Source organism: Phocaeicola vulgatus ATCC 8482, from assembly GCF_000012825.1.
GTDB classification, from domain to species: domain Bacteria; phylum Bacteroidota; class Bacteroidia; order Bacteroidales; family Bacteroidaceae; genus Phocaeicola; species Phocaeicola vulgatus.
Map to the genome: position 1 here is coordinate 301783 of NC_009614.1, position 17105 is coordinate 318887.

The window sequence follows — 17105 nt, forward strand, 5'->3', positions numbered from 1 at the left end:
CTGACACACATGATTGATCTTATTCAAGAAATATTCGGAACAATAAAGCGCAATAAATTACGCACGTTCCTCACCGGCTTTGCCGTAGCTTGGGGTATCTTCATGCTGATCGTACTGCTGGGGGCAGGCAACGGACTAATCCATGCTTTCGAAAGCTCATCTGCAGATATGGCTATGAATTCCATCAAAGTATTTCCCGGCTGGACTTCCAAAGCATACGACGGATTAAAAGAAGGACGCCGCATTGAACTGGACAATAAAGACTATCGGATAACCGAAACCGATTTTCCCAAAAATGTCATCAGTGTAGGAGCTACCGTACGTCAGAGTAATGTGACTTTAACATATGGACAAGACTATGTATCCACCACATTGGAAGGAGTATACCCTAATCATAAGGATGTAGAAAGAGTAAAACCTGCAGGGGGGCGATTTATCAATGACATCGATATCCGTCAACGGCGAAAAGTAATCATTCTTCATACAAAAACCGCAGAAATGCTCTTTAAAAAAGACGCAGACAAAGCTATCGGAAAATTTGTCAACGCCAATGGAGTAGTATATCAAGTGGTAGGCCTTTTTACCGACAAGGGAAGTTTCCAACCTAACGCCTTCATCCCATTCACCACCTTACAACTCATATATAATAAAGGTGACAAGCTGAACAATTTGATATTTATGACACAAGGACTCGATACAGAAGAAAAAAATGAAATCTTTGAAAAGGAGTACCGCAAAGCTATCGGCGTACACCACCGGTTTACAGCTGATGACAAAGGCGCTATCTGGATGTGGAACCGTTTCACCCAATTCCTGCAACAAGAAAAAGGTATGCGCATTCTGACTATAGCCATTTGGGTAATAGGCATATTCACTTTGCTGAGTGGCATCGTAGGTGTAAGTAATATCATGCTGATCACAGTAAAAGAACGGACCCGTGAATTTGGTATCCGCAAAGCGTTGGGTGCCAAACCTATATCTATCTTATGGCTAATCATAGCCGAAAGCGTAACAATTACCACCTTTTTCGGGTATATAGGAATGGTGGCAGGCATTGCTGCCACGGAATACATGAACACAGTGGCAGGAAACCAAACTGTAGACGCAGGCGTTTTCACCGAAACAGTTTTCCTCAATCCCACAGTAGATATCAGTATAGCCATACAAGCAACCATGACATTGGTGATAGCCGGTACACTGGCAGGTTTCTTTCCTGCCCGCAAGGCCGTCATGATCCGACCAATCGAAGCACTTAGAGCAGATTAAAATTATGAGAATAGATTTAGACAGGTGGGAAGAAATATTCATCACCATTACCAGAAACAAGACACGTAGCCTATTGACCGCTTTTGGTGTTTTTTGGGGCATATTCATGCTGGTTGCCCTTATGGGGGGTGGCCAGGGACTACAAGATATGATGTCGGCCAACTTTAAAGGATTCGCCACCAATTCCGTTTTTTTCGGAAGTAATAAAACCAGTGAAGCCTATAAAGGATTTAGAAAAGGACGTTATTGGGATATGGAGTTTAACGATGTGGAACGTATCCGCCAAGCCGTACCGGAAGTAGAAGTTATCACTCCCAATATCAGCCGATGGGGCTCTACTGCTATTTTCGGAGACAAGAAAAGCTCCTGTGCCGTCAGAGGGTTACAACCTGATTATGAAAAGATAGAAGCTCAAAATATTACAATGGGGCGCTTTATCAATGACGTAGACATACTGGAAAGCCGGAAAGTATGCACCATAGGAAAACGAGTATACGACGAACTGTTTCCCCAAGGAGGAAACCCATGCGGACAATATTTGCGTGTGGATGGTATTTACTATCAGATTGTAGGTGTTAGCTTATCAACCAGTAACATGAATATCAATGCAGGAACAGAGGATAGTGTAACTCTTCCATTTACTACCATGCAAAAAGCATACAATTTTGGAAAGCGCATTGATTTAGTCTGTATTACCGTAAAACCGGGTGTGACCGTTACCAGTATAGCTGACAAAATAGAACAAGTAATCAAGAAAGCGCACTATATCCACCCGGACGACAAACAAGCGGTGATCATGGTCAATGCAGAAGCAATGTTCAGCATGATTGACAATCTGTTCACAGGAATCAAAATTTTGGCATGGATGGTAGGTTTGGGAACATTGCTGGCAGGAGCTATCGGAGTAAGCAATATTATGATGGTTACCGTGAAAGAACGTACAACCGAAATCGGCATCCGCCGAGCCATTGGCGCACGCCCTAAAGATATTCTAAACCAAATTCTTTCTGAAAGCATGGTATTGACAACTTTTGCAGGGTTGATGGGAATTAGTTTCGGAGTCTTGATCTTACAAGGGCTGGAAATAGGAACGGCAGCTTCGGGTACAGAGGCTCATTTCCAAATCAGCTTCTGGATGGCCGTCGGGGCCTGCATCTTATTGATGGTCCTAGGTATGCTGGCCGGATTGGCACCGGCTTATCGCGCTATGGCCATCAAACCCATTGAGGCTATAAGAGACGAATAAAGCCGTCCGACGTAACGGATAAAGTTTCCATGCAAGAACAAACAAGAATAAAAAAATAATAAAACAAACAGATATGAAAAAGTATGTAAAAATTGCACTATTAGTCATCGTTGCACTGATATTCATCGGAACATTTGTATTTCTCTATCAAAAATCACAACCCAAAGCCAGCGTGTATACTATATTAAACGCAGAAATCACCGATCTGAAAAAGACCACTGTAGCTACCGGAAAAATAGAACCGCGTGACGAGATTCTGATTAAGCCGCAGATTTCAGGTATCATTGACGAGGTATATAAGGAAGCCGGACAAAAAATAAAGAAAGGAGAAGTGATTGCCAAAGTAAAGGTGATCCCCGAACTGGGACAACTAAACTCGGCAGAAAGCCGTGTAAGACTGGCAGAAATCAATGCCAGACAAGGAGAAACGGACTTTGCCCGTATGAAAAAACTGTTCGAAAGCAAACTTATCAGCAGTGAAGAATATGAAAAGAGTGAAGTAGCCGTAAAACAGGCACGTGAAGAATTACAAACAGCCAAAGATAACCTGGAAATAGTCAAAGAAGGTATCACTAAAAACAAGGCTTCATTCAGTAGTACCCTTATCCGATCTACTATTGACGGATTGATTTTGGATGTGCCCGTAAAAGCCGGTAACTCCGTCATAATGAGCAACACATTCAATGACGGAACCACTATCGCCACCGTAGCCAACATGAATGATCTGATTTTCCGAGGCAATATTGATGAAACGGAAGTAGGACGCATACACGAAGGCATGCCGGTAAAAATAACTTTAGGAGCCTTACAAAACATGGAATTTGATGCACAACTAGAATATATCTCTCCTAAAGGTGTAGAAGAAAATGGTGCCAACCAATTTGAGATCAAAGCAGCCATCACAGTCCCCGACAGTATTACCATCCGTTCCGGATATAGCGCAAATGCGGAAATCGTTCTGGCACGTGCCAGCAAGGTACTGGCAGTACCCGAAAGTACTGTTGAGTTTAAAAACGACTCTACTTTTATATACGTATTGACAGATAGTGTACCTTCACAGAAATTCAGCCGTCGTGCCGTTATTACAGGTATGAGTGACGGTATCCAGATTGAAATAAAGAACGGTCTGAATGTCAATGAAAAAGTACGCGGAGCAGAAAAGAAATAACAGAATATCATTATGAAGAAACAAATCATTATAGCCTTGGCCACCCTGACTGCATTACCGGCCGTTTCCCAAGAAAAATGGGATTTACGTAAATGCATTGATTATGCTATAGAACACAACCTGAGTATCAAGCAACAGGAAGCTGCAAGAGATCAGAATGCAGTGGATTTGAATACTGCTAAATACAGCCGGCTGCCTAATCTGAACGGTAATGTGGGCCAGTCATTTAACTTCGGCCGTGCCTTGCAGGCAGACAATACGTATGGCGACCGTAATACCAAAAACACCAACTTCTCACTCAGTACCAGTATTCCTTTATTTACAGGATTGCGGATACCGAACAACATCGCTCTCAGCAAACTGAACCTGAAAGCAGCTACAGAAGACTTGAACAAGGCCAAAGAAGATATCAGCATTTCTGTCACCTCTGCCTATCTACAAATTCTTTTTAATGAAGAATTGGCAAAAGTAGCTCACAACCAAGTAGAGTTAAGCCGGGAACAGCTGGAATTGAAAGAAGCCTATTTCAAAAATGGGAAAGCATCTGAAGCCGAAGTCTATGAAGCCCGCGCACGCGTCGCACAAGACGAAATGTCAGCAGTACAGGCTGACAATAACTATCAGTTAGCTTTGTTAGAACTGAGCCAGCTGTTGGAACTTCCTACTCCTGACGGATTTGGAGTAGTATCTCCCCGTGTAGAGGATGATTTTACTCTGCTTTCACTTCCCGAAGATATCTATGCACAAGCTGTTCTGAACAAACCAAGTATTAAAGCAGCCCAATTTCGTCTGGAAGGTGCGGCCAAAAATATCCGTATTGCCCAAAGTTCCTGGTATCCGCAATTAAACTTCAGTGCAGGTATAGGAACAAACTACTATAATATCTCAGGAGTAGAAAATGCTTCATTCAGCAGCCAGTGGCATCAAAATTTTAATAAATACCTGCAATTCTCACTCAGCATTCCGTTGTTCAACCGTTTTGACACACGAAATAAAGTAAAGAACGCACGCATCCAGCGCACTGCTTTATCATGGAAGTTGGAAGAAAGCAAAAAGGCTCTTTTCAAAGAAATACAGCAAGCATACTATAATGCAGTAGCTGCCGAAAGCAAATACAAAAGCAGTAATACAGCTACGGATGCTTCTGAAGCTTCCTTCCGTCTGATGAGCGAAAAATATGCCAATGGTAAAGCCAACGCTACTGAATACAATGAGGCACGTACCAATTGGATGAAAGCCGTTTCGGATATGCTTCAAGCAAAATATGACTATCTGTTCCGTACCAAGATTCTGGATTTCTACAAAGGAGTTCCTCTTACTTTGGAATAAATTATTAAGATTCACCACAGATTTTCACAGTCTATTCAGGGACATTCATTAAATATTACAAAATCAGCCAACTAATTCATACACAAAGTATTGCGAATTAGTTGGCTTTTTTGTATCTTTAGGTATTCCCCCGAAAATAAGATTTGACGGCCAAAACGGGGGAAATATCCAAACTAATAAGATATGGCAAAGATAGTGAATATTTCAGAAATTCACCCTACTTTGGGTTTTACAGAATTTGATATTCTGGAAAAATACCGCAAGAGTTTTAATGAGAGTGAGCTTGGCAAGCTTCATTCGGTCTTTCCGTTTGAATGTATGGCAAAAGCCGCCGGCCTGTCGGACCGGCGCCTGGGACGCAGGAACAGATTCAGTCCTTCCGCAAAGATCGCCCTTATGGTCCTGAAGGCATACACCGGATTCTCCGACAGGCAACTGGTGGAACATCTGAACGGGAACATACACTACCAGATTTTCTGTGGAATTATGATTCCCCCGTCCCTTCCCATAACCAACTTCAAGATAGTCAGTGCCATCCGTAATGAGATAGCATCCCGCCTTGACATTGATTCTTTCCAGGAGCTCCTGGCTTCACACTGGAAACCTTATCTTGATAACCTTCACGTCTGCATGACCGATGCCACATGCTATGAAAGCCACATGCGTTTTCCTACGGACATGAAACTCCTTTGGGAAAGCCTCGAATGGCTCTACAGGCATATATGCCGGCATTGCAGGGAGTTGGGCATAAGGCGTCCGCGCAACAAATACAGGAATGTGGCGGAATCCTATCTGTCCTACTGCAAGAAAAGAAAGAGGAGAGCTTCAAGGACAAGAATGCTTAAGCGCCGTATGATCAAGCTTCTTGAAAAGCTCCTCAGTCAAAGGGATGGGATCCATAGCGAGTACGGTGCTTTACTCCGATATACCCAGGATTATCATAAGCGTCTTTCCATCATCAGAAAGGTGCTTGTACAAGAAAAGGAAATGTTTGAAGGGCGGAAAGTCAGTGACCGCATCGTCAGCATTGACCGTCATTATGTACGTCCCATCGTCAGAGGCAAGGAAACCAAGTCCGTCGAGTTCGGTGCAAAGGTCAATAATATACAGATAGACGGCATATCGTTCATCGAACACCTCTCGTTCAAGGCATTCAATGAGGGTATACGCTTGAAGGACTGTATCCGTATGCAGCAGAAGCTTATGAATGTAAGGGTAAGATGTGTGGCTGCCGATTCCATATATGCCAATAATGCCAACAGAAAGTTCTGTACAAAATATGGGATATCCACATCCTTTGTGCGCAAGGGAAGGGCGGCCAAAGATGAGCCTTTGAGGAAGGTGCTTAGAAGCGAACTCTCAAAAGAAAGGGCAACACGGCTTGAAGGAAGCTTCGGCACTCAAAAGCAACATTACTCGCTCTCAAGGATAAAGGCCAGAAACAGGAAGACGGAAATACTGTGGATTTTCTTTGGAATACATACGGCAAATGCCATACTGATGATAGAAAAAATCAGAAACAAAACAGCTAAAGCAGCATGATATGATTTTACTCACAGAATCAGAAGAGGTCATCAGACTTCTTCCGGAACGTCATGTCCTGTCGGATAGAAGTATGTGAGAAAGCACGGAAAAATGACAATAAGAATGGCATATGAAATGGTCATGCCCTATCATCTTCATATGCCATCTTATTTTTTAGAGACATTTACTGAATATCCCTATTCATAATCAGATTCTGCGTTGACCTGTGGTGAATCATCATAAAAACGACCTTTACAATTCCGGACAATTCATTGTGTTTCGGACTCTTATTTACGTCGGTTTTCGTTGTTTTTCAAATCATACTATACCGTACGCATACGCACTGCTGTTCTTTCCTTAGAATTACTTTTATTGCTTCCTCCTGAACGGTCCGAATCTTTCTCTTTCTTACCATTTCCTCTTCTCACATCCCTGCCGGATGGAGTAATACGCCTATTTTCATGACGGTCTTTATCAACCTGTGAGTTCTGTCCACGTCGTGAAGGGCGCCCATCATGCTTGTTATTCTGATCCTTCTTCGGTCTGTCCGGCCTTGCCTGTGGAACAGACGGACGACGATGATCACCCGACGGCCTGTCAGGATGGATTTGAGGTCTGTTTGGACGAGTCTGAGGAGGAGTGGCCGGGCGATGATGCTCCTTTTGTGGAGGACGAACAGCTATATTGAAATCACGACGACGGTGCATATCATACGTCATTCTGTCATGGCGGATACGATAATGGCCATCGTACACATCATGGCGGTAATGGTCACGATAATGGGTCTTATAATAACTGACATTATTGAAATGAGTACGATAATGCCCTCCGCAATAACTAGCATAATGATGCGGTTTGCCATAGTAGAAAAAATTCACATTATTATATACCAGATAAATACGGAAATGCCATTTGTTCTCATGCGCATAAATGGGACGGTAGAAATGCTCAGCCCTCATAAAACGACGATATTGCGCACTGGAAAGTATCCAACGAAGATCATCATTACGCACATCCAGAAAATCATAGTAACGTTCCAACGCATAATCATAGCCTCTTACCACATCATCCATCAGATAACGGACATTATTGATAAAATCATAATTCACCTCATATACATCATTGTATTGCCGCGGAGTGAGTTTCAGTTCATATGCCATACGGTCGGTAAGGAAACGAGTGTTCTGTCTCATTTTGCTGATACTCATGGCCCCCATTGCGGGAATAGTTATACCTAGCATACAAATCACTATCAGTAATGTAGTCCATCTTTTCATAGCTGTTCCGTTTTTAGTTTGTTAGTTCTATGGCACAAAAATAGGGGAAATCGCTTTCCCCCACAATTGATTTTCCCCATAAGTTCATAGGGCTTTTCCTATATCCGGTAGGGAAAAGCTCCACTAAGTGAGGCGTATCCCCTCAGCTTCCAAAACAACCAGGCGTTTTTTATATAAATCCCCCACCGCTTTCTTGAAAGTTTTCTTACTGACACCAAAAGCATCATAGATATCCTCAGCAGCACTTTTATCATTCAATGGAGTGAAGCCTTCATGATCTTTAATATATTGTAATAACACTTCCGAAAAATCATCCACCTTCTTTGCGCCCAACTTTTGCAGAACCAAATCGATCTTACCATCCTCACGCACCTGCTTTACATAAGCCTTCAGCCTCATACCGGTTTCTAAAGGTTGGAAAATCTCATTATCGTAAAGCAAACCACTGAACTTATTTTCCACAATAGCCTTAAATCCCAAATCTGTTTTCTGCCATATCAGGATATCCACTTCCTGTCCCAGCCGATAGTCGGGATGTTCTTTAGAAAGATAATGCTCCACTTTAGCAGATGCCATAATGCGGTAACTATCTTCGTCTATATGTGCGTGTATTATATACTTTCTCCCTTTCTGTATTTTCATCTTTTGTTCACGGAAAGGTACAAAAAGGTCTTTCATCAATCCCCAATTCAAAAACGCACCAAACTCATTAATCCATGCCACTTCCAAACAGGCAAACTCGTCCACCTGCACCAACGGCTGCAAAGTGGTAGCTATCAGCCTTTCCTCATTGTCAAGATAAAGAAAGACATTCAGCACGTCGCCAGGCTTACAGCCTTCGGGTACATAACGCGTAGGCAATAAAATCTCTCCGTCATCGCCTCCATCTAAATAAACACCAAAATCTACTTCTTTTACAACCTCCAGCTGGTTGTATTTTCCCAGTTTTACGTTCATTAGCTAAATTTTTTCTCAAAGATAGGAAAAAAGCATTATCTTTACTCAGTATTAACCAAGAAAACCCCAATTAGTTATGGATAATTTTATCTTTCACAATCCTACACGCCTCATCTTTGGCAAAGGCATGATTGCCCAATTGTCCCAACAGATACCGGCCGACAAGAGAATCATGATCACTTTCGGAGGTGGCAGTGTAAAAACCAATGGAGTCTATGAACAAGTAATCCAAGCCCTTGAAGGACGTGATTACACGGAGTTTTGGGGAATAGAATCAAATCCCGATATATCTACCTTGAAAAAGGCGATAGAATCAGGCAAAGAAAAAAACATTGACTTCCTGCTGGCAGTAGGTGGCGGCTCAGTTATAGACGGCACCAAGTTGATTTCCGCTGGTATTCCCTACAACGGAGATGCCTGGGAACTGGTTAAAAAAGGCAGTGCACAAAACACGATTCCTTTAGGAACTGTGCTAACCATTCCCGCCACAGGTTCAGAAATGAATAACGGAGCTGTAATTTCATGCCGTGAAACTCATGAAAAATATCCATTTTTCTCCTCCCATCCTGTATTTTCTATCCTAGATCCGACAGTAACTTTCTCACTGCCCGACTATCAGATAGCTTGCGGACTGGCAGACACTTTTGTACACGTCATGGAACAATACATGACCAAAACAAACGAATCTTATCTAATGGACCGCTGGAGCGAAAGCATCCTTCGTACATTGGTACAAATCGCTCCGCAAATCAAAGAAAACAAACAGGACTATCACTTGATGAGTGAATTTATGATGTCCGCCACTATGGCTTTGAACGGTTTTATTGCTATGGGAGTATCCGAAGACTGGGCCACCCACATGATAGGGCATGAGCTGACCGCACTACATGGCATGACACACGGCCAGACCCTGGCAATCGTATTTCCCGGAACTCTACGGACACTCGCCGATAAAAAACGTGACAAAATACTACAATATGGCGAACGTATCTGGGGGGTTACTTCAGGAGTTCCCAGTGTACGGGTATCGCTAACCATAGAAAAAACTGAAGAATTCTTTAGAAATTTAGGACTTAAGACTCGCTTGGATGAAGCAGGAATAGGCGATGATACCATTGAAGAAATAGTACGCCGGTTCAATGAGAGAGGCGCAGCATACGGAGAGGACGGTGATGTAACGGGAGAAGTGGCACGCCGGATTCTGCAAAACTGTAAATCGAAAAAAGAAACAACTGATACAGAAGGAACGAGTATGAAAACAGTTATTCTTACTTCTTTCAAAAGTGATGTCCGCGCACACATGTTACAGGATCTTCTAAAAAATGAAGGTATAGAATCCATGTTGCAGGGAGAATATACAGCCCAAGTTTTGGCTTATATTCCGGGAATGGAAATAAAGGTTCTAGTCTTCGAAAAAGATTATGTCCGGGCATTTGAGATCCTGAAAGCCAGTTTTCCCGAGAAAGTATAAGCATAACTTTCTCCTATACCATTCAAACTTTCTCATCCATATCTTGTTATAGGGAGTATTCAAACCTAAACTAAAGATGTACATGAGAAAGTTTTTATTTTTACCTTTACTGGCACTGCTAGCTTCGTGCGGTAAAAACGAGGATTGTGACATTGTCACTCCCCAACCAGAAGATCTGGTATCTCCGGCACTATATGCCACTCTGAGCCAAAGTAGCACAGATCCTTACAATGGTCCATTAGAAGTACTACCTTGTGAAACGAATGGAAGTTTTTATATAGGCAATTATACAGCCAAGGGAAAACAAGTTCCTTTTCCAGCATATTACTTAATCACGAATGGAATAGGAAAATCCCAAAAATATCCTTTAAGGCTTCCTGTAGGTACATACAATGTGATATATTGGGGATATCCCGATTACTTTGGTACAGCAGGTGATGCCTATCTGGCAGATCCCACGCTAATTATAGGCAAAAAACTGAATACAACCAGTTTAGGATTAAGGAAAATACCGGGAGATACGGTATACTACCCGATACATAGCCTTGTATACGGAACACAAAATATAAATATAGGGAAAGATGACCTGCAAGCACATCTTAAACATGCTTCAGCAGCCTTAAGCGTCATAGTGTCTGAAACAAACGGTGATGCTTTCAGTGATGCCATTGATTCAATGTGGATATACATCAGTAATATCCATAGCAACCTGAATTATTTTTCAGCCCGGCCCGAAGGCACTTTCAAAACAATCAGCTTCGGGTTGAAACCCAGCACTAACCGTACAGAATTCAACAATAATTTTGTATCGGTGTTCCCCTCTCAGCCTAATCCTATGTTTCAAATCTTTGTACAGTTAAGTAACGGAACAATAAAGCATTACCAACAAAAACTAACTACACAACTTAATGCCGGGACAAGAACAACAGTCAACCTGAGTATGGACGGTGTACTACTGGAAGAGGGAGATACCGGAGAATTCCAGATAGACAAATGGAAAGAACAGCATGACAGTATTCACATATCATTAAACTGATCTTTACTCTATTAAATTTTCAAAGAGATCCTGCCATCTACCATGTGAATAGTACGGTCTGTCAAACGAGCCAGATTTTCATCATGAGTAACAATAACAAAAGTTTGACCTAACTTATCACGTAAATCAAAGAACAACTGATGAAGTTCCTCTTTATTGCGAGTATCCAGACTGCCCGACGGCTCATCCGCAAGGATAACCGCCGGGTTGTTTATTAATGCACGCGCTACCGCCACCCGTTGCTTCTCCCCTCCCGACAATTCAGCCGGTTTGTGCGAAGCACGTTCGGACAAGCCCAAAAAAGCTAGCGTTTCTTTGGCTTTCCGCATAGCTTCGGAAGAAGATGTACCTGCTATCAACGCAGGCATCATCACATTCTCTAAAGCTGTAAACTCAGGAAGTAACTGGTGGAACTGGAACACAAAGCCAATCTGCCGGTTACGAAAAGCCGACAACTCTTTTTCCTTCAAACAACTCACTTCTGTACCATTCAGTAAAATAGTACCCGTATCCGCCTTATCCAGCGTTCCCATAATCTGCAATAATGTAGTTTTCCCCGCACCGCTGGGACCCACAATACTTACCACTTCTCCTTTTTCTATCATCAAGTCAATACCTTTCAGTACCTGCAATGTCCCGAAACTCTTCGTTATTCCCTGTAATTCTATCATAATCAAATTCTTCTTATCACATACTCCGCCAGATAACAGCCAAAGACTGCCGGCATATAACTCACGGTTCCGGCAGTAGATTTCTTATTTTTCTCATCATCTACCAATATCACCGCATCCTGATCGGCCTGCTCTGTACTAAATACAACCGGAAGTTTTCGCTTCATCCCCATTTTCTGCAAACGCTTCCGCACGGCTTTGCTTAATCCGCAATGGTAAGTATCCCATAAATCGGCAAAACGAACCTGAGTAATATCCCATTTAGCACCGGCCCCCATACTACTCACAATGGGCAGACGGCGTTGAAGCACATTATATATAAGGTAACATTTAGGAGCTACCGTATCAATGGCATCCACCACAAAATCAAATTTTGCACTGTCCAGCAATTCCGGAATACGCTCATCTTTCAGATACTCCACCAATACAGTCAATTCCAAATCGGGATTAATATCACGGAAACGTTCCGCCAAAATTTCCGCTTTGGGACGTCCCACAGCAGAGTGAAGGGCCGGAAGCTGACGATTAATATTACTGGGCTGCACAATGTCTGCATCCACTATTGTCATACGGCCTACTCCTGCACGACAAATCATCTCGGCAGCATACGCCCCAACTCCACCTAAACCTACCACCAGCACATGAGCGTGACGCAGGCGTTTCATCTTATCTTTTCCCAGCAACAACTCCGTACGTTGCTGCCACTCTATATTAATTTCGTTCATCACCTTTCTTAAACCATTTGTAGAACCATTTTCCTACATTATCATATACTCGTGTTTCCGATTGCCCGCGAGGGTCAGAAAACGAAACAATCTCTTGCGGATCGTCCCCTAACTGATCCGGATACACAATCAACAAACTGTTATTGGCAAAGTACTTGCTGATTTGTGACGGCAGACGTTCAAAAGAAGTCTGATAAGAGATGGAACCTTTACGCGAAGACACAACCACAAACAGATGGTCATAATTCACCTGTCCGGTCAATAAAAGCAGATCATCCCACTCTTCCAATAAAGAAAACTCCGTAAAAGTATTCGCCTCCTGTTTTTCTGTCAGGGCACGCAAATGCTTCAATGTATCTTCCGTAGCAAAGAAATGCACGCGGCATCCCAATTGTTTACCCATACGGCAGAGCTGTGTCATCCATTTCAAGAAACCTTTTTCATATTCCGCCTTATCGGGAACCGCCACCACAATCCGGCGCAACGTATTGACAGGCATCAATAATTTAGCGATCATAATCTGGCGGTTCGTGCCCTTCAACAAGTTTTCCGTCATTGTACCAAAGAAAGAATCCATCAAATTCGTCTTACGATGCAAACCTATTACAATATCCGTTACCGCATATTCTTTCTGCGTATGAATAATACCTTGCGCAATATTCAAATCATAACGCAACACAGCCTTTACAGACGCATCGGCAGCAGCAGCAATCATCGCCGTACGCTCCAAGTTACGCTTGCCTATGAGTTCCTTGGTTTCTGAAGTATTATTATCATTGATCACACTCAGTGCCACCAATGACTCTTTTTGTTTAGGATGCCTCATCATCAAAGCCATGCCTACCAACCCTTCTATGGTTTCAGGATTAGCTACCGGAATCAAGATGCGTTCCTGTTCCTTACCTTCGCTGCCCTCCATCAGATTTTCCTGGGTCACCATTTTGCGTGCGGCACGCTCTGTCACAACAGAACTTATAATACAAGTGAACAAAATCATGACCACCGTACCATTCAAAACATCATCATTCAACAACCGCTCTCCATTTTCCATAATAATACCGTGACCTATCAACACAGCGGCCAAAGTCGCAGCAGCCTGTGCATTGCTTAATCCGAATATCAGGCTGCCCTCCACTTTTTTCATGCCATATATCTTCTGGGTTATCCATGCAGCCAGCCACTTACTGAATGTCGCCACTACGGTCATTACAACCGCCACTTTCAGCGCTTCACCTTCCGTAAAAAGGCAACGTACATCAATAATCATTCCCACCCCAATCAAGAAATAGGGAATAAACAGCGCATTACCCACAAACTCCAGCCGGTTCATCAAAGGAGAAACATGAGGAACAAAACGATTCAATACCAGCCCGGCAAGGAAAGCTCCCAAAATACCTTCCATCCCCACCAGTTCCATCAAGCCTCCGCCCAGGAACACCATAGCCAGCACAAATATAAATTGCATCACCGCATCCTCATATGTACGGAAAAACCACCGGCTGATGCGAGGCATTAAAAATATGATAAGTCCGAACAGCAAAACCACCTTGGCAACCAACAGCACCCAAAACAGTCCGCCTACGTCCTCACCTTTATACATACCACCAATAACAGCCAGCACCATCAAAGCCAGCACCACAGTCACCGCCGTACCACCAATAGTGATACTGACCGTCCGTTGCCGCGACAAGCCATACCGGCTGATAATAGGATAAGCAATCAAGGTGTGACTGGCATACATACTGGCCAGCAGCACAGAAGTCAGGAATCCATAGTTCAGCATACTCATGCTACTCCATATGCCCAGCCCCATCGGGATGAGGAAAGTAAACATACCAAAGACCAATCCTTTTGTCCTGTTTTTCTTGAAATCGTCCATATCCATCTCAAGACCGGCCAAAAACATAATGTAGTAAAGTCCTACCTTTCCAAACAATTCAAAACTGCTGTCACGCTCCAGAATGTTAAAGCCATACTTGCCTACCACTACCCCGGCAAGTATCATACCAATAATATGCGGAATGCGTAAACGCCCCAAAATCATAGGGGCAAACAGAATGATAATGAGTACCAGGAAGAATATCCAGGTAGGATCTGTGACCGGAAAATGTATGTTAAGGTCGAATAGTTCCATCTTTTTTTAAGTTTTATACCATAATATCGACAAAATTACGAAAAAACTTTCTTTTTTACTGATTTATATTCTAAAATGTTCTAATTTTGCACGCAGAACGTACTTACATGCTGAGAGATAGTTCTAAAGTATTACTAAATTTTATCTTATAAAACAAAAAACAAAATGAAAGTAGCAATTGTTGGTGCGAGCGGAGCTGTAGGACAAGAGTTCCTGCGTGTGCTCGATGAAAGGAACTTCCCGTTGGATGAGTTAGTGTTATTCGGTTCTTCACGCAGTGCAGGACGAAAATACACATTCCGCGGTAAACAGATTGAAGTGAAACTCCTTCAGCACAACGATGACTTTAAAGGTGTAGATATCGCTTTCACATCAGCCGGCGCAGGTACCACAAAAGAGTTTTGTGAAACCATTACCAAACATGGTGCCGTACTGATTGACAACTCCAGCGCTTACCGTATGGATGCCGACGTGCCTTTGGTAGTGCCCGAAGTGAATCCGGAAGATGCTTTGAATCGTCCCCGTAACGTGATAGCTAACCCCAACTGTACAACTATCCAGATGGTAGTTGCGCTGAAAGCCATCGAAAATCTTTCACACATAAAACGTGTGCATGTGGCTACTTATCAAGCTGCCAGCGGTGCAGGTGCAGCAGCTATGGATGAATTGTATGAACAATATCGTCAGGTATTGGCTAACGAGCCCGTGACCGTAGAGAAATTCGCTTACCAGTTGGCATTCAACCTGATTCCCCAGATTGATGTATTTACCGACAATGGATATACCAAAGAAGAAATGAAGATGTTCAACGAAACACGCAAGATTATGCACTCCGACATTCAGGTTAGCGCCATGTGTGTACGTGTTCCCGCCCTCCGTTCTCACTCGGAAAGTATCTGGGTAGAAACTGAACGCCCCATTTCTCCTGAAGAAGCCCGTGAAGCCTTTGCCAAAGGGGAAGGCCTGGTACTGATGGACAATCCCGAAAAGAAAGAATATCCGATGCCTTTGTTCCTGGCAGGTAAAGATCCGGTTTACGTAGGTCGTATCCGCAAAGATCTGGCAAACGAAAACGGACTGACTTTCTGGATTGTAGGCGATCAGATTAAGAAAGGTGCGGCATTGAACGCTGTTCAGATTGCCGAATACTTGATCAAAGTAGGAAACGTGAAATAATTTATTAAATAATTTGTCATAATCTTTATCTTTGCGTCAATCATTGGTTTAATGAATTGACCAAGATAAAGATTATATTGTTTCTTACAGTTATTCGCCCGTCAAACTATCCCACAACATTATGCTGAAAGGAAAAACACTTCGGCGGATACCGAAAAAACGAAGTGTTTTATTTATATCCCCGATAAAACAATCTTCTTGTTTCCGTCAAGAGTTCTTCTTAATATAATATAATTAAGCCGTTTTACCCCAACCTTTAAACCATTCCTTACAGACAATGGAACGCGTAGCAAGCGGATAAAAGAACCATTAACCATACCAAGGAAAACGCCATACTTCCCAAAAACATTTCAGCAAATCCCCAAACAATTCACCTGACAGGCCCCCCCCGTCTCGTCCAACCGACATGAATCAAAACACCATAAAAAAAAGAGCATTGCAACAAACTGCAATACTCTCTTCTTTCCAATATTCTATGATAGCTATTTTTTAGCATCCAAGGTATCATCAATGCTTTTTCCCGTACCCTTCAACGGGAATATATCAACCAAATTCACATCAAATATCAACGTTGAATATCCGGGAATACCTTCTGTACCATCTTTTCCGTAAGCCAATGGATAAGGAATATAAAGCTTCCATTGGTCACCGGCTTTCATACCACCAAATCCTTTCATCAAGGCCGTACTCCACCCTGCTATCACCGCACCTACCAGAAATTTTCTAGGAGTGGCAGTTTCCGGATCAAGCTCACCCTGATAACTTTGGTCAAAAACCGTACCGTTAATCAATTGACCACGATAATTCACCGCTACCGTATCCGTAGCAATAGGACTCTCAGTACCATCTCCCACTTTCTGAATCTTACAGTAAACATTATCAATGATCTTTCCTGTTTCATTCAATCCCAAAGATGGAAGTTTATAGGAACGGATGATTTTCCATTGCCCTTCTCCATTGCCTCGATTGGCTTCCGCCACTGTAGCAATGGAGTCAATATACCGCTGATTACGCTCTTCCCAGTTTGCATATGGATCTTCTGTCCCATCCGTTTCACTACATGAAACAATGGACAGGGAAGTAACAAACAGCAGACCAATCAGCCAAAGAATACTTTTATTCATA

14 protein-coding genes are annotated in these 17105 nt (G+C 42.8%); 8 read left to right on the plus strand and 6 right to left on the minus strand.

What is annotated here, in order from left to right; genetic code table 11:
* The first annotated feature begins 9 nt into the window (after positions 1-9).
* From BVU_RS00985 to BVU_RS01005, 5 genes are all read left to right on the plus strand, one after another.
* On the plus strand, positions 10-1266 hold the full coding sequence (locus BVU_RS00985; protein WP_005853707.1) for an ABC transporter permease: 1257 nt from the start codon (positions 10-12) through the stop codon (positions 1264-1266).
* Positions 1267-1270: 4 nt separating this feature from the next.
* Positions 1271-2512, plus strand: coding sequence for an ABC transporter permease (locus BVU_RS00990; protein ID WP_005853705.1), 1242 nt, complete (start codon positions 1271-1273; stop codon positions 2510-2512).
* Positions 2513-2585: 73 nt separating this feature from the next.
* Positions 2586-3680 carry an efflux RND transporter periplasmic adaptor subunit gene (locus tag BVU_RS00995; protein WP_005843627.1) on the plus strand — a complete coding sequence of 365 codons (1095 nt, stop codon included), beginning with the start codon at positions 2586-2588 and terminating at the stop codon, positions 3678-3680.
* Between the two features lie 12 nt (positions 3681-3692).
* Positions 3693-5009 (plus strand): TolC family protein, encoded by a 1317-nt coding sequence (locus tag BVU_RS01000; protein ID WP_005843625.1) that lies wholly within the window; start codon positions 3693-3695, stop codon positions 5007-5009.
* Between the two features lie 183 nt (positions 5010-5192).
* Positions 5193-6551, plus strand: a complete 1359-nt coding sequence (locus BVU_RS01005) for a transposase (protein WP_008667781.1) — start codon at positions 5193-5195, stop codon at positions 6549-6551.
* A gap of 305 nt (positions 6552-6856) precedes the next feature.
* Here the strand turns inward: BVU_RS01005 and BVU_RS01010 are convergent, their stop codons facing one another.
* Together BVU_RS01010 and BVU_RS01015 are read right to left on the minus strand one after the other, a co-directional pair.
* The gene (locus BVU_RS01010) at positions 6857-7810 is read right to left on the minus strand and encodes a hypothetical protein (RefSeq protein ID WP_005843622.1); all 954 of its coding nucleotides are present in this window, start codon (positions 7808-7810) and stop codon (positions 6857-6859) included.
* 123 nt (positions 7811-7933) lie between these two features.
* On the minus strand, positions 7934-8767 hold the full coding sequence (locus BVU_RS01015) for a CvfB family protein (RefSeq protein WP_011964665.1): 834 nt from the start codon (positions 8765-8767) through the stop codon (positions 7934-7936).
* A 76-nt stretch (positions 8768-8843) separates the two neighbouring features.
* Between BVU_RS01015 and BVU_RS01020 the strand changes: the two genes are divergently transcribed.
* Both BVU_RS01020 and BVU_RS01025 read left to right on the plus strand, forming a co-directional pair.
* The gene (locus BVU_RS01020) at positions 8844-10238 is read left to right on the plus strand and encodes an iron-containing alcohol dehydrogenase (protein WP_005843618.1); all 1395 of its coding nucleotides are present in this window, start codon (positions 8844-8846) and stop codon (positions 10236-10238) included.
* 82 nt (positions 10239-10320) lie between these two features.
* Positions 10321-11274 (plus strand): FimB/Mfa2 family fimbrial subunit, encoded by a 954-nt coding sequence (locus BVU_RS01025; RefSeq protein WP_005843617.1) that lies wholly within the window; start codon positions 10321-10323, stop codon positions 11272-11274.
* 11 nt (positions 11275-11285) lie between these two features.
* Here the strand turns inward: BVU_RS01025 and BVU_RS01030 are convergent, their stop codons facing one another.
* From BVU_RS01030 to BVU_RS01040, 3 genes are read right to left on the minus strand one after another with little or no spacing between them, the layout of a single operon-like run.
* Entirely contained in the window at positions 11286-11945 is a 660-nt protein-coding gene (locus BVU_RS01030; RefSeq protein ID WP_005843614.1) for an ABC transporter ATP-binding protein, read from the minus strand.
* Positions 11946-11947: 2 nt separating this feature from the next.
* On the minus strand, positions 11948-12670 hold the full coding sequence (locus tag BVU_RS01035) for a tRNA threonylcarbamoyladenosine dehydratase (RefSeq protein ID WP_005843612.1): 723 nt from the start codon (positions 12668-12670) through the stop codon (positions 11948-11950).
* Positions 12657-14804 (minus strand): cation:proton antiporter, encoded by a 2148-nt coding sequence (locus BVU_RS01040; RefSeq protein WP_011964666.1) that lies wholly within the window; start codon positions 14802-14804, stop codon positions 12657-12659. The genes BVU_RS01035 and BVU_RS01040 overlap by 14 nt, the downstream gene beginning before the upstream one ends.
* Positions 14805-14969: 165 nt before the next feature.
* On the opposite strand from BVU_RS01040, the gene BVU_RS01045 reads away from it, so the two are divergent.
* Positions 14970-15980: an aspartate-semialdehyde dehydrogenase gene (locus tag BVU_RS01045; RefSeq protein WP_005853694.1), complete on the plus strand. Its 1011-nt coding sequence runs from the start codon at positions 14970-14972 to the stop codon at positions 15978-15980.
* 482 nt (positions 15981-16462) lie between these two features.
* Here BVU_RS01045 and BVU_RS01050 read toward each other — a convergent pair whose 3' ends face one another.
* A complete protein-coding gene (locus BVU_RS01050) occupies positions 16463-17104 on the minus strand; it encodes an FKBP-type peptidyl-prolyl cis-trans isomerase (RefSeq protein ID WP_008670377.1) in 642 nt (213 codons plus the stop codon).
* Between the last annotated feature and the right edge of the window lies 1 nt (position 17105).

Excerpts from the sequence above, each read along its gene's own strand:
- BVU_RS00985 (WP_005853707.1), top strand. The coding sequence starts at position 10 with ATGATTGATCTTATTCAAGAAATATTCGGAACAATAAAGCGCAATAAA.
- BVU_RS01010 (WP_005843622.1), bottom strand. The coding sequence starts at position 7,810 with ATGAAAAGATGGACTACATTACTGATAGTGATTTGTATGCTAGGTATA.
- BVU_RS01020 (WP_005843618.1), top strand. The coding sequence starts at position 8,844 with ATGGATAATTTTATCTTTCACAATCCTACACGCCTCATCTTTGGCAAA.
- BVU_RS01015 (WP_011964665.1), bottom strand. The coding sequence starts at position 8,767 with ATGAACGTAAAACTGGGAAAATACAACCAGCTGGAGGTTGTAAAAGAA.
- BVU_RS01035 (WP_005843612.1), bottom strand. The coding sequence starts at position 12,670 with ATGAACGAAATTAATATAGAGTGGCAGCAACGTACGGAGTTGTTGCTG.
- BVU_RS00995 (WP_005843627.1), top strand. The coding sequence starts at position 2,586 with ATGAAAAAGTATGTAAAAATTGCACTATTAGTCATCGTTGCACTGATA.
- BVU_RS01030 (WP_005843614.1), bottom strand. The coding sequence starts at position 11,945 with ATGATAGAATTACAGGGAATAACGAAGAGTTTCGGGACATTGCAGGTA.
- BVU_RS01045 (WP_005853694.1), top strand. The coding sequence starts at position 14,970 with ATGAAAGTAGCAATTGTTGGTGCGAGCGGAGCTGTAGGACAAGAGTTC.
- BVU_RS01040 (WP_011964666.1), bottom strand. The coding sequence starts at position 14,804 with ATGGAACTATTCGACCTTAACATACATTTTCCGGTCACAGATCCTACC.
- BVU_RS01005 (WP_008667781.1), top strand. The coding sequence starts at position 5,193 with ATGGCAAAGATAGTGAATATTTCAGAAATTCACCCTACTTTGGGTTTT.
- BVU_RS01000 (WP_005843625.1), top strand. The coding sequence starts at position 3,693 with ATGAAGAAACAAATCATTATAGCCTTGGCCACCCTGACTGCATTACCG.
- BVU_RS00990 (WP_005853705.1), top strand. The coding sequence starts at position 1,271 with ATGAGAATAGATTTAGACAGGTGGGAAGAAATATTCATCACCATTACC.
- BVU_RS01050 (WP_008670377.1), bottom strand. The coding sequence starts at position 17,104 with ATGAATAAAAGTATTCTTTGGCTGATTGGTCTGCTGTTTGTTACTTCC.
- BVU_RS01025 (WP_005843617.1), top strand. The coding sequence starts at position 10,321 with ATGAGAAAGTTTTTATTTTTACCTTTACTGGCACTGCTAGCTTCGTGC.